The 14370-nt window shown below is 71.1% G+C and carries 1 protein-coding gene and 2 pseudogenes; all 3 read right to left on the bottom strand.

All coding sequences use genetic code 11. From position 1 onward, the window contains the following. Positions 1 to 47 precede the first annotated feature (47 nt). Positions 48 to 1961: a beta-ketoacyl reductase gene (locus tag KHP12_RS50835; protein WP_308289549.1), complete on the bottom strand. Its 1914-nt coding sequence runs from the start codon at positions 1959 to 1961 to the stop codon at positions 48 to 50. Between the two features lie 153 nt (positions 1962 to 2114). Then, positions 2115 to 2345 (bottom strand): annotated as a pseudogene (locus tag KHP12_RS53795) (hypothetical protein); the annotation flags it as partial. 58 nt (positions 2346 to 2403) lie between these two features. Further along, positions 2404 to 14316, bottom strand: a pseudogene (locus tag KHP12_RS08160) (type I polyketide synthase); the annotation flags it as partial. Positions 14317 to 14370 lie beyond the last annotated feature (54 nt).

The raw sequence follows: 14370 nt of genomic DNA, 5'->3' as shown, positions 1-14370 counted from the left end.
CTAGCGGAGGCTCCTTGGCGCGTCGCGGAGGATGGGGGTCATCGGGCTCACGACTTTCCGAGCTCGTCGGACTTTCCGAACTCGTCGGAGATGAGGTCGAAGATGTCTTCTGCCGTCGCCGTCTCGAGCTCGCTGTGGGCCGTGGAACGCTCCGTTTCCCGTTCCGTGTCGCTCCACTTGGCCAGCAGCAGCCGCAGCCGCCCGGTGATCCGGCGACGGGCCGCCTCGTCCACCGCCGATGGCTCCGAGACCGAGTCCCACCGGTCGAGCTCCGAGAGCAGATGTCCCTCGGAGGTCAGCTGCCCCTCGACGAGCCGCTCGCGCAGATAGTCGGCCAGCTCCTTGGGGGTGGGGTGGTCGAAGACCAGGGTGGGCGGAAGGTCGAGCCCGGTGGCGGCGGAGAGCCGGTGCCCGAATTCGACGGCCGTGAGGGAGTCGAACCCCAGCTCCTGGAACGGCTGGGCGGGTGGGACCGCGTCGATGGTCGGATGGCCGAGGATCGCGGCGGCATGCGTCTGGATGTGATGGAGCAGGAGCTGATGCTGCTGGGCGGGGGAGCCGGTGGTCAGCTGCCGCTGCAGCGAGCTGCTCAACGTCGCGTCGACGTCCGGGGTGGCATCGGCGCCCGGCGACGCGGTGGCGGCCAGGTCGGACAGCAGCGGGCTGGGCCGCTGCGCGGTGAAACCGGCTGGGAACCTCTCCCAGTCGATGTCCGCGATGGTGATCGTGGTGTCGGCGTGGTCCAGGGCGTGCTGGAGCGAGGCGATGGCGAGGTCGGTGTCCAGGGGACGCATCCCGCGCCGGCGGTAGTAGTCGATGACGGCCTCGTCGGCGGCCATGCCCGCATCGCTCCACGGTGCCCAGGCGAGGCTGGTGGCGGGCAGGCCACGGGCACGGCGGTGCTCGGCGAGGGCGTCCAGATAGGCGTTGGCGGCGGCGTACGAGGGCTGTCGGCTACCGCCCCACGCGGCCGCGCCGGACGAGAAGAGCACAAAGGCGCTGAGGTCGAGGTCCTCGGTGAGCTCATGGAGATGGGCGGCCGCGAGCGCCTTGGGCCGCAGCACCGCCGCGATCCCCGGAAGGTCCAGCTCGGCGAGCGGGATGTTCTCCGCGAGCCCGGCGGCGTGGACGACGGCGGTGAGGGGGTGTTCGGCGGGGATGGTGTCGAGGAGGTGCCGGAGTGCGGTGCGGTCGGATACGTCGCAGGCCGTGATGGCGACGGCCGTGCCCAACGCGGTGAGTTCCTGGGCGAGTTGGGTGGCGCCGGGTGCGTCGGGGCCGGAGCGGCTGACGAGGTGGATGCGGGGTGCGCCCTGGCGGGCGAGCCAGCGGGCCACATGGGCGCCCAGACCGCCGGTGCCGCCGGTGATCAGGGTCGTGCCGGCGGGGCGCCACGCGGTGGGCGCGGTGTCCGGGCAGGCGCCGCGCTCCAGCCGGCGGGCCAGGGCGGTGGCGCGGATCGCCACCTGGTCCTCGGGCTGACCAGGCACCAGTACGGCGGCGATACGAGCGGGGGTACGGGCGTCCACGTCGGCCGGGAGGTCGATGAGACCGCCCCAGAGGTGGGGGTGCTCCAGCGCCGCGACCCGGCCCATACCCCAGATCTGGGCCTGGTGCGGGTGGGGGAGCGGATCGGTGGCGGTGGCGGCCACCGCACCTTGGGTGACGCACCACAGGGGCGCGATCAGCGGCGTCTGGCCGAGGGCCTGGACAACGGCGGCCGTGGCGGCCAGCCCGGTGGGGACGGCCGGGTGGTCGGGGTGGGGCGTCTGGTCGAGCGCGAGCAGACTCAGAATGCCCTCGGGTGTGCTGCCGTCGGGGAGGTGTGAGAGCAGTGGGGCGAGGGCGTCGCGTCGGGCCTCCACGCCATCGAGCGACAGGACTTCATGGGCCGCGCCATGGGCATCCAGCGCCTGGACGGTGGCGTGGACGGCCGGGTGCTCCTCCAGCCCGGAGGGCACGAGCAGCAGCCAGGTTCCGCTGAGCGTCGGCGCGGTGGCGGGGTCCGGCAGCTGCTTCCACGCGACGCGATAGCGCCAGGAGTCGATGGTGGACCGTTCGCGGTGCCGACGCCGCCAGGTCGACAGTACGGGGAGCGCGGGCAGCAGCGCGTCGATGCCGGGGCCGTCCTTCTCCAGCTGGAGTGTGCTGGTGAGGGCATCGACGTCGAGCTCCTCGATGGCGTCCCAGAGCCTGGTTTCGGCCGGGTGGTGGCCATTGAGATGACCGTCGGCGCGCGGGGCGGGCGGGGCGAGCCAGTAGTGCTGGTGGTGGAAGGCGTAGGTGGGGAGGCCGATGGTGCGGGGGGGGGGGGGTGGCGGGGTACCAGTTGGTCCAGTCGACATTGACACCGGCGGTGTGGAGTTGGGCGAGGGTGTGGGTGAGGGCGTGTGTGTCGGGTTGTTTGTGGGTGAGGGTGGAGGTGATGAGGGGTGTGGGTTGGTCGGGTTCGGTGGTGTGGTGGTGGAGGGTGTGGTGGGTGGCGGTGGCGAGGGTGGGGTCGGGGCCGAGTTCGAGGTAGATGCTGGTGTGGGGTGTGGTGTGGGTGATGGCGGGGTGGAAGTGGACGGGTTGGCGGATGTGTTGGGCCCAGTAGTCAGGCGTGGTGATCTGCTCGTCGGCTGGTTGTCCGGTGAGGTTGCTGATGAGGGGGATGGTGGGCGGGTGGTACGTCAGCCCGCTGATTGCCTCCTTGAACGGCGTCAGGATGGGGTCCATCAGGGGGGAGTGGAAGGCGTGGCTGACGGTGAGGGCGCGGGTCTTACGGCCGCGTTCGGCCCAGGTGGCGCTGATCTCGGCGACGAGGTCGAGGGGTCCGGAGATGACGGTGTTGCCGGGGGTGTTGAGGGCGGCGATGCTGACTTGGCCGTTGTGTGCGGTGAGGTCGTGGGTGAGTTCGTCGGGGGTGGCGGCGATGGTGGCCATGCCTCCGTCTTCGGGGAGTCCTCCCATGAGGGTGGCGCGGGCGGCGACGAGGTGGCAGGCGTCGGGGAGGTCGAAGATTCCGGCGATATGGGCGGCGGCGATTTCCCCGATCGAATGTCCGATGACGGCGTCGGGGCGTACGCCGATGGAGTCGAGGAGCCGTGCCAGGGCGATGTGCAGCGCGAAGAGTCCGGCTTGGGCGTAGGTGGTGTGGTCCAGCAGCGCCGCCTGTTCGGGGTCGCGGCTGAAGACCAGCTCCCGTAGCGGGTGTTCCAGATGCGGATCGAGAAGGGCGCACACCTCGTCGAAGGCTTCGGCGAAGATGGGGAAGCGGTCGTAGAGTTCGGCGCCCATGCCGGGGCGTTGGCTGCCCTGCCCGCTGAACAGGAAGACCGTCTGACCGACCACCTCGGCGGCCCCGCCGGGGTGCACCAGGCCCGGATGCGGCTCCCCGGCGGCCAGTGCCTCCAGCCCGGCCACCAGCTCTTCGCGGTCCTGGCCGATGACCACGGCGCGGTGGTCGAAGAGCGTCCTGGACCGCAGCAGGGACCACCCCACCTCCGAGGCGCTTACCTCGGGCTCGCCGATGATGTGCCCGGTCAGAGCCCGTGCCTGGCCTCGTAGCGCCGCATCGTTCTGTGCGGAGATCACCCAGGGCACCACACCAGCGGCGTCCGATACGGGAGCGGGCGCCATCGGCTCGGGGGCCTGCTCCAGGATGAGATGGGCGTTCGTACCGGAGATGCCGAAGGAGGAGATCCCCGCCCGGCGGGGCCGCTCGGCGTGGGGCCATGGGACGGATTCGGTGAGCAGGCGCAGGTCGCCCGCGCTCCAGTCGACATTCGGGGTCGGTTCGTCGATGTGCAGTGAGGCGGGCAGCACCCCGTGGCGCATCGCCATCACCATCTTGATGACCCCGGCCACTCCGGCGGCGGCCTGCGTATGGCCGATGTTGGACTTGATGGAGCCGAGCCACAGCGGCTGGTCCTCCGACCTGCCCTGGCCGTACGTGGCCAGCAGCGCCTGCGCTTCGATCGGATCGCCGAGGGTGGTCCCGGTGCCATGTGCCTCGACGGCGTCCACCTCGGACGGTGACAGCCGGGCGTTGGCGAGCGCCTGCCGGATCACCCGCTGCTGCGAGGGCCCGTTCGGCGCGGTCAGGCCGTTGCTGGTGCCGTCCTGGTTGACGGCGGAGCCGCGGACGACGGCCAGCACCCGGTGGCCGTTGCGCCGCGCGTCCGACAGCCGTTCCAGCAGGACGAGACCGACGCCCTCGCCCCACGCCATGCCGTCCGCCGCGGCCGCGAACGGTTTGCACCGGGCGTCGGGCGCCAGACCGCGCTGGCGGGAGAACTCGATGAACGCGCCCGGGGTGGCCATCACGGTCACCCCGCCGGCCAGAGCCATCGTGCATTCGCCCTGCCGTAGGGCCTGGGATGCCAGATGCATGGCCACGAGCGAGGACGAACAGGCGGTGTCCACCGTGACCGCCGGGCCTTCGAGGCCGAAGGAGTAGGCCACCCGGCCGGACACCACACTGCCGATATTGCCCGTGGCGACATAGCCTTCGACGTCGCTCGTCGTATCGCCGGTGAGGGAGATGTAGTCCTGGGACGTCACCCCCGCGAACACGCCCGTGTTGCTGCCCGCGAGTGTGTCCCGGTCCAGACCCGCGCTCTCGAACGTCTCCCACGCGGTTTCCAGGAGCAGCCGCTGCTGCGGGTCCATGGCGACCGCCTCGCGCGGGCTGATGCCGAAGAACGCGGGATCGAATTCGGCCGCCCGGTAGAGGAATCCGCCCTCGCGGACATAGCTCGTACCCGAGCGGTCGGGATCGGGGTCGTAGAGCGCGTCCAGATCCCAGTTGCGGTCGGTGGGCATCTCCGCGATGGCATCGCGATGGGCCATGACCAGGTCCCACAGCTCCTTCGGGGAGTGTGCGTCGCCGGGGTAGCGGCAGGCCATGCCGACGATCGCGATCGGCTCGTCCTGGGCGGCTGTGGTGGTGGGGGTGTGAGCGGTGACGGCCATCTGCTGACCGGTGAGTTCGGCGCGCAGGTACGTGGCGAGGGCGTTGGGCGTGGGGTGGTCGAAGACGAGCGCGGGCGCGAGGTCGATTCCCGTGGCGGTGGCGAGCTGGTTGCGCAGCTCCACGGCGGTCAGGGAGTCGAACCCGAGCTCCTGGAACGGCTGGCCGGGCGGAATGGCGTCCGGTCCGGAATGCCCCAGGATCGAGGCCGCGAGGGACTGGATCCGCTCGAGGAGGAGCTGGTGCTGCTGCTCGGGCGTGGCGGCGGAGAGCCGCTGCTGGAGCGAGGTGCCGACGGACGTGTCCGTGGACGTGCCCGCGGTTCGCCCGGTGGGGTTCTCGGCGGCCGTGACCAGCTCGTCGAGAAGGGGGCTGGGGCGCTGCGCGGTGAACGCCGTCGGGAACTTCTCCCAGTCGATGTCCGCCACGGTGACCGTGGTGTCACGGTGGTCCAGGGCGTTCTGGAGCGATGCCACGGCCAGTTCGGGGCTCAGCGGGGACAGCCCACGCCGCCCGTAGAACGCGAGCGCGGTCTCGTCGGCGGCCATGCCCGCGTCGCCCCAGGGGCCCCAGGCGAGGCTGGTGGCGGGGAGTCCCCGGGCGCGGCGGTGCTCGGCGAGGGCGTCGAGATAGGTGTTCGCGGCGGCGTAGGCCCCTTGCCGACTGCCGCCCCACGCGGCCGCGCCGGACGAGAAGAGCACGAAGGCGCTGAGGTCGAGCCCCTGGGTCAGCTCATGCAGATGGGCGGCGGCCAGGGCCTTGGGCCCGAGCACATGCTGGAGTCGCTCCGGCCCCAGATCGGCGATGAGCTCGGTGTCCGACGTTCCGGCGGCGTGGATGACGGTGGTGAGGGGGTGTTCGGCGGGGATGGTGTCGAGGAGGTGCTGGAGCGCGGCCCGGTCGGAGGCGTCGCAGGCGGTGATGGTGACGGTCGTGCCCAGGTCGGTGAGTTCTTGGACGAGTTGGGTGGCGCCGGGTGCGTCGGGGCCGGAGCGGCTGATGAGGTGGAGATGAGGCGCGCCGTGGCGGGCGAGCCAGCGGGCCACATGGGCGCCGAGACCGCCGGTGCCGCCGGTGATGAGAGTGGTGCCCGTGGGCTGCCAGGTCCTGGGGGCAGTGGTGGGCGTACCGGCCCTACGGAGGCGCCGGGCGTAGCTGCCGGTGGCGCGGATGGCGGTCTGGTCCTCCGGCCCACCGGGGGCGAGCAGGGCGGCCAGACGGTCCGCGGTGTGGTGGTCGATGACGGTCGGAAGGTCGATCAGGCCACCCCAGCGGCGAGGGTGTTCCAGGGCCGCGGCGCGGCCAAGTCCCCAGGTCTGCGCCTGCCGCGGGCTGGGGAGCGGATCGCCGGGACCCGCGGCGACGGCGCCTTGAGTGAGGCACCACAGGGGCGCCGGGATCTCGGCGTCGCCGAGGGCCTGGACGAGCACGGTGGTCGCGGCCAGTCCGGAGGGCACGGCGGCGTATGGGGGGTGCGGCTCCTCGTCGAGGGCGAGCAGGCTCAGCACTCCGACGGGTTCGCTTTCCGTGGCCAGACGCGTGAGGTGGTCCGCCAAGGCGTCACGATGGACGGTACGGGTGTCGAGCACATGGCGGAGCGGGGTGGCGCCGTGGCCGGTCAGGGCCTGTGCGGCGGTTGCCACGGCAGGGTGGTCGGACTGGCCCGCAGGGATGATCAGCAGCCAGGTGCCGGAGAGGTCCGGACGTGTGGAAGGAGTGGGAAGGCGCTTCCAAGTGGTCTGATATCGCCAGGAATTGATGACCGACCGCTCCCGGTGCTGTCGCCGCCAGGCGGACAGCGTCGGGAGAACAGCGCCCAGCATGGGCTGCTGGTCCGCCGGTGAGTCGATGGTCGCCGCCAGAGCTTCCAGATCCTCGCGCTCCACCGCCTCCCAGAACTCCCTGTCGACCAGAGCCGCTCTCTCGGTGGGCTCCGGTCCGGAGGGGGCGGCGGACGACAGCCAGTAGTGCTGGTGGTGGAAGGCGTAGGTGGGGAGGTCGATGGTGCGGGGGGTGGGGGTGGCGGGGTACCAGTTGGTCCAGTCGATGGTGGTGCCGTTGGTGTGGAGTTGGGCGAGGGTGTGGGTGAGGGCGTGTGTGTCGGGTTGTTTGTGGGTGAGGACGGAGGCGATCAGTGGTGTGGGTTGGTTGGTTTCGGTGGTGTGGTGGTGGAGGGTGTGGTGTGTGGCGGTGGCGAGGGTGGGGTCGGGGCCTAGTTCGAGGTAGATGCTGGTGTGGGGTGTGGTGTGGGTGATGGCGGGGTGGAAGTGGACGGGTTGGCGGATGTGTTGGGCCCAGTAGTCAGGCGTGGTGATCTGCTCGTCGGCTGGTTGTCCGGTGAGGTTGCTGATGAGGGGGATGGTGGGCGGGTGGTACGTCAGCCCGCTGATTGCCTCCTTGAACGGCGTCAGGATCGGGTCCATCAGGGGGGAGTGGAAGGCGTGGCTGACGGTCAGTGTCCTGGTCTTGCGGCCCTTGGCAGCCCAAGTGGCACTGATGTCGGCGACGAGGTCGAGGGGTCCGGAGATGACGGTGTTGCCGGGGGTGTTGAGGGCGGCGATGCTGACTTGGCCGTTGTGTGCGGTGAGGTCGTGGGTGAGTTCGTCGGGGGTGGCGGCGATGGTGGCCATGCCTCCGTCTTCGGGGAGTCCTCCCATGAGGGTGGCGCGGGCGGCGACGAGGTGGCAGGCGTCGGGGAGGTCGAAGATTCCGGCGATATGGGCGGCGGCGATTTCCCCGATCGAATGTCCGATGACGGCGTCGGGGCGTACGCCGATGGAGTCGAGGAGCCGTGCCAGGGCGATGTGCAGCGCGAAGAGTCCGGCTTGGGCGTAGGTGGTGTGGTCCAGCAGCCCGGTACGCTCCGGATCGCTGTCGAAGACCACCTGCCGTAGCGGGTGTTCCAGATGCGGGTCGAGAAGGGCGCACACCTCGTCGAAGGCTTCGGCGAAGATGGGGAAGCGGTCGTAGAGTTCGGCGCCCATGCCGGGGCGTTGGCTGCCCTGTCCGCTGAACAGGAACACGGTCTGACCGGTGGACTCGGCCGTCTCCCCGGGGTGTACGAGACCCGGATGGGGTTCTCCGGTGGCCAGTGCCTCCAGTCCGGCCACCAGCTCTTCGCGGTCCTGGCCGATGACCACGGCGCGGTGGTCGAAGAGCGTCCTGGACCGCAGCAGGGACCACCCCACCTCGGCAGGACTCACCTCAGGGTCGGCGTTCACCCGTTCGGCCAGCGCCCGCGCCTGGCCTCGTAACGCCTCCGTACCGCGCGCCGACACCACCCACGGCACCGGCCCACCCACCGGCTCCACCGAGTACGCCTCGACGGCTTCGGCCGCCTCGGGCGCCTGCTCCACGATGACATGCGCGTTGGTCCCGCTGATGCCGAAGGACGAGACCCCCGCCCGGCGCGGACGCTCGCCCCGCGGCCACTCCCGTGCCTCGGTCAGCAGATGGACATCGCCCGCGTTCCAGTCCACATGCGGGGTCGGTTCGTCGATGTGCAGTGAGGCGGGCAGCACCCCGTGGCGCATCGCCATCACCATCTTGATGACCCCGGCCACTCCGGCGGCGGCCTGGGTGTGGCCGATGTTGGACTTGATGGACCCCAGCCACAGCGGACGCCCTTCGGGCCGTTCCTGCCCGTACGTGGCCAGCAGCGCCTGCGCCTCGATCGGATCGCCGAGTGTGGTTCCGGTGCCGTGTCCCTCCACCACATCGACCTCTGCCGGCGACAGCCGGGCGTTGGCGAGCGCCTGGCCGATCACTCGCTGCTGCGAGGGCCCGTTCGGCGCGGTCAGACCGTTGCTGGTGCCGTCCTGGTTGACCGCGGAGCCCCGGATCACGGCCAGCACCCGGTGGCCGTTGCGCCGCGCGTCCGACAGCCGTTCCAGCAGCAGTAGCCCGGCGCCCTCGCCCCAGCCGGTGCCGTCGGCCGCCGACGCGAACGGCTTGCACCGGCCGTCGGCCGCCAGACCGCGTTGCCGGGAGAACTCGATGAAGGTGGTCGGCGTGGCCATCACCGTCACGCCACCCGCCAGCGCCATCGTGCACTCGCCCTGTCGCAGCGCCTGGGCGGCCAGCTGCATGGCCACCAGCGAGGACGAGCACGCCGTGTCCACCGTCACCGCAGGGCCCTCGAGGCCGAACGCATACGCCACCCGGCCCGACATGACACTCGGCGTACCGCCCGTGAGCAGATACCCCTCGACCTCCCGCGCCGAGGAGTTGCCGGAGGCGCCGTAGCCCTGATAGGTGCCGCCCGCGAAGACGCCGGTGGTGCTCCCGGCGAGCGTGTCCCGGTCCAGGCCCGCGCTCTCGAAGGTCTCCCACGCGGTTTCCAGGAGCAGCCGCTGCTGGGGGTCCATGGCGAGCGCCTCGCGCGGGCTGATGCCGAAGAACGCCGCGTCGAACCCGGCCGCGTCGTGGAGGAAACCGCCCTCGCGCGCATAGCTGGTGCCCAGACGCTCGAGGTCGGGATCGTAGAGCGTGTCCAGGTCCCAGTCGCGGTCGGCGGGCATCTCCCCGATGGCGTCCCGGCCCGCGACGACCAGTTCCCACAGCTCCTCCGGAGAGCGCACGCCGCCCGGATAGCGGCAGGCCATGCCGACGATCGCGATCGGCTCGTCGTCGGCGGCCGCGGACGACGTGTGGGTGGTGACGGCGGCCTTCTGCCCGGTGAGTTCGGCGCCCAGATACGTGGCGAGCGCGTTCGGCGTCGGATGGTCGAAGACCAGCGCCGGAGCGAGGGCGAGGCCCGTCGTGGCGGCGAGCTGATTGCGCAGCTCGACCGCGGTGAGGGAGTCGAAGCCCAGCTCCTGGAAGGGCTGCCCCGGGGGAACCGCGTCCAGGCCGGAGTGGCCGAGGATCGTCGCGGCCAGGGTCTGGATATGGCGGACCAGGAGCTGATGGCGCTGAGCGGCGGGCGCCGCGCTGAGCTGTTGCCGCAGCGGATTGTCGTCGGCCGCGATCGCCGTGGACGTGGCGGGCTCCGCGCTCGACGGCATCAGTCGGGTCAGGAACGGGCTCGGGCGCTGCGCGGTGAACGTACGGCCGAACCTCTCCCAGTCGACATCCGCGATCGTGACGGCGGTGTCGTCGTGTGTCAGCGCGTGTTGCAGCGACGCGATGGCGAGGTCGGTCGGGAGAGGGGAGAGCCCCCGCCGCTCGAGGTGGGAGAGCGTGTGCTGGTCGGCGGCCATGCCCGCCTCGCCCCACGGCCCCCAGGCGAGGCTGGTGGCGGGCAGACCCCGGGCCCGGCGGTGCTCGGCGAGCGCGTCCAGGTAGGTGTTCGCGGCGGCGTAGGCGGCCTGTTGCCCGCTGCCCCACGTCGCGGCGTTCGACGAGAAGAGTACGAAGGCCGTGAGATCGAGGTCCTGGGTGAGGTCGTGCAGATGCGCGGCGGCCAGGGCCTTGGACCGCAGAACGGGCTGCAACCGCCCGGGGTCCAGCTCGCCGATCTGCCCCAGTTCCATCGTGCCGGCGGTGTGGATGACCACGGTGAGGGGGTGTTCGGCGGGGACAGAGTCGATGAGCCGCCGGAGCGCGGCGCGGTCGGAGACATCGCAGGCGGTGATGGTGACGTCCGTCCCCAGCGCGGTGAGCTCCTCGCTGAGCTCGGACGCGCCGGGCGCGTCGGGCCCGGAACGGCTGACGAGGTGGAGACGGGGTGCGCCCCGGTCGGCCAGCCAGCGGGCGACCTGAGCGCCGAGACCTCCGGTGCCGCCGGTGATGAGCGTGGTGCCCGACGGCTCCCAGGGAGCGGGAGCGGCGGCGGTGTCGGCGGCGGGCACCCGGGTGAGGCGGCGTGCGTACGTACCGGTGGTGCGGATGGCGACCTGGTCCTCGGGTTGCCCGGGGGCGAGAAGGGCCGCCAGCCGACCCGCGGTGTGGTGGGTCATGGCGACGGGCAGATCGATGAGACCGCCCCAGCGCTGCGGATGCTCCAGTGCGGCCACGCGGCCGAAACCCCAGATCGGCGACTGCTCGGGGTGGGGGAGGAGGTCGCTGCGGCCGGTGGCGACGGCGCCCTGCGTGACACACCACAGGGGCGCGCTGATTCCCGCGTCGATTCCTGCGTCATCGAGGGCCTGGAGGAGGGCGGTGGTGGCGCCGAGCCCGGCGGACACCGCGGAGTGGCCGGCGAGCGGTTCCGCGTCGAGGGCGAGCAGGCTGATGACCCCGGCGGGCTGGGACTCCTCGGTCAGCTGGTCGAGACGTTCGCGGAACGTGGCGCGATCGATGTGATGAGCGTCGACCGCGTACGGGAGCGCCGTGGCGCCGTGCGCCCGTAGCGCCTGGAGAGTGACCTGGACCGTGGTGTGCTCCTCCTGCCCGGCAGGGACGACCATCAGCCAGATGCCGGTCAGGGCCGGGGCGGCCGGGTCGGGGAGCTGCTGCCACGTGGCCCGGTAGCGCCAGGAGTCGATGGTGGAGCGTTCACGGTGCTGACGCCGCCAGGCGGACAGTACGGGGAGTGCGGGCAACAGGGCGTCGATGCCGGGGCTGTCCTTGTCCAGCTGGAGTGTGCTGGTGAGGGCGTCGACATCGAGCTCCTCGATGGCATGCCAGAGCTGCGCCTCGGCCGGGTCCCCGGCAGCCCCCTCGAAACTCGTACGGGCGGCGGGCGGGGCCAGCCAGAAACGCTGGTGCTGGAAGGCATACGTCGGCAACCCGACGACCTGGGGGGCCGGGTCGGCGGGGAACCAGCTGGTCCAGTCGACATTGACACCGGCGGTGTGCAGCCGGGCGAGGGTGTGGGTGAGGGCGTGTGTGTCGGGTTGTTTGTGGGTGAGGGTGGAGGTGATGAGGGGTGTGGGTTGGTCGGGTTCGGTGGTGTGGTGGTGGAGGGTGTGGTGGGTGGCGGTGGCGAGGGTGGGGTCGGGGCCGAGTTCGAGGTAGATGCTGGTGTGGGGTGTGGTGTGGGTGATGGCGGGGTGGAAGTGGACGGGTTGGCGGATGTGTTGGGCCCAGTAGTCAGGCGTGGTGATCTGCTCGTCGGCTGGTTGTCCGGTGAGGTTGCTGATGAGGGGGATGGTGGGCGGGTGGTACGTCAGCCCGCTGATTGCCTCCTTGAACGGCGTCAGGATCGGGTCCATCAGGGGGGAGTGGAAGGCGTGGCTGACGGTGAGGGCGCGGGTCTTACGGCCGCGTTCGGCCCAGGTGGCGCTGATGTCGGCGACGAGGTCGAGGGGTCCGGAGATGACGGTGTTGCCGGGGGTGTTGAGGGCGGCGATGCTGACTTGGTCGTTGTGTGCGGTGAGGTCGTGGGTGAGTTCGTCGGGGGTGGCGGCGATGGTGGCCATGCCTCCGTCTTCGGGGAGTCCTCCCATGAGGGTGGCGCGGGCGGCGACGAGGTGGCAGGCGTCGGGGAGGTCGAAGATTCCGGCGATATGGGCGGCGGCGATTTCCCCGATCGAATGTCCGATGACGGCGTCGGGGCGTACGCCGATGGAGTCGAGGAGCCGTGCCAGGGCGATGTGCAGCGCGAAGAGTCCGGCTTGGGCGTAGGTGGTGTGGTCCAGCAGCGCCGCCTGTTCGGGGTCGCGGCTGAAGACCAGCTCCCGTAGCGGGTGTTCCAGATGCGGATCGAGAAGGGCGCACACCTCGTCGAAGGCTTCGGCGAAGATGGGGAAGCGGTCGTAGAGTTCGGCGCCCATGCCGGGGCGTTGGCTGCCCTGCCCGCTGAACAGGAAGACCGTCTGACCGACCACCTCGGCGGCCCCGCCGGGGTGCACCAGGCCCGGATGCGGCTCCCCGGCGGCCAGTGCCTCCAGCCCGGCCACCAGCTCTTCGCGGTCCTGGCCGATGACCACGGCGCGGTGGTCGAAGAGCGTCCTGGACCGCAGCAGGGACCACCCCACCTCCGCGGCACTGACCCCCGGGTCGGCGTTCACCTGTGCCACCAGCGCCCGCGCCTGGCCTCGTAACGCCTCCGCACCGCGCGCCGACACCACCCACGGCACCGGCCCACCCACCGGCTTCAGCGACTCCACCGGCCCCGCCTCAGCGACCCCCTCCGGGGCCTGCTCCAGGATCAGATGGGCGTTCGTCCCGCTGATGCCGAACGACGAGACCCCCGCCCGCCGCGGATGTTCGCCACGCGGCCACTCCCGCGCCTCGGTCAGCAGATGGACATCGCCCGCGTTCCAGTCCACATGGGGCGTCGGTTCGTCGATGTGCAGCGATGCGGGCAGCATCTCGTGGCGCATCGCCATCACCATTTTGATGACCCCGGCCGCGCCCGCGGCCATCTGCGCATGCCCGATGTTGGACTTGATGGACCCCAGCCACAGCGGGTGTCCCGCGGGCCGCTCCTGCCCGTACGTGGCCAGCAGCGCCTGCGCCTCGATCGGATCGCCCAGCGACGTACCGGTACCGTGTGCCTCCACCGCGTCCACCTCGGACGCCGACAGCCGGGCGTTGGCGAGCGCCTGCCGGATCACCCGCTGCTGCGAGGGCCCGTTCGGCGCGGTCAGGCCGTTGCTGGAGCCGTCCTGGTTGACCGCCGTGCCCCGGATCACGGCCAGTACCTCGTGGCCGTTGCGCCGCGCGTCCGACAGCCGTTCCAGCAGCAGGACGCCCACGCCCTCGGCCAGGGTCATGCCGTCGCTGTTGGCCGAGAACGCCTTGGACCTGCCGTCCGGCGCGAGCCCCCGCAGCTCGCTGAAGCCGATGAACGGTGCGGTCGAGGACATCACGGCCACACCCCCGGCGAGCGCCATATCGCATTCGCCCTGCCGGATCGCCTGGCAGGCCAGATGCATGGCCACCAGGGAGGAGGAGCACGCGGTGTCCACTGTCACCGCGGCCCCTTCAAGACCGAGGGTGTACGCCACCCGGCCGGACACCACGCTGGCGGAATTGCCGATGGTGAAGTAGCCGGCCGAGCCCTCGGGCACCTGAGAGGCGTCGGAGCAGTAGTCGAGGTGGTCGCAGCCGATGAAGGTGCCGGTCCGGCTGCCCCGCAGCGACTCCGGGTCGACCCCGGCGTGCTCGATGGCCTCCCAGGACGCCTCCAGGGCCAGCCGCTGCTGCGGCGCCATCCCAAGTGCCTCGCGGGGGCTGATGCCGAAGAACGTGGCGTCGAATCCCGCGGGGTCGTCGATGAAGCCGCCCTCGCGCGTATAACTCGTCCCCGGATGGTCCGGGTCGGGGTGGAAGAGGTTCTCCAGATCCCAATTGCGGTCGGTGGGGAGTTCCGAAATGGCGTCCCGCTCCGTCGCGACCAGTTCCCACAGTTCTTCGGGGGACCGTACGCCTCCGGGGAAGCGGCAGGACATTCCCACGATGGCGACCGGCTCATGCCCCGCGGACTCGACATCCTTCAGACGGCGCTGCGTCTGCCGGAGATCCGCCGTCACCCGCTTCAGATAGTCGAGCAGCTTCTCTTCATTGCTCGCCATGGTCGGCCACCC

It is taken from the genome of Streptomyces asiaticus, from assembly GCF_018138715.1.
Lineage (GTDB): Bacteria > Actinomycetota > Actinomycetes > Streptomycetales > Streptomycetaceae > Streptomyces > Streptomyces asiaticus.
Note: the sequence above shows the minus strand (reverse complement) of the source record. Positions and strands in the feature narration are given on the sequence as shown.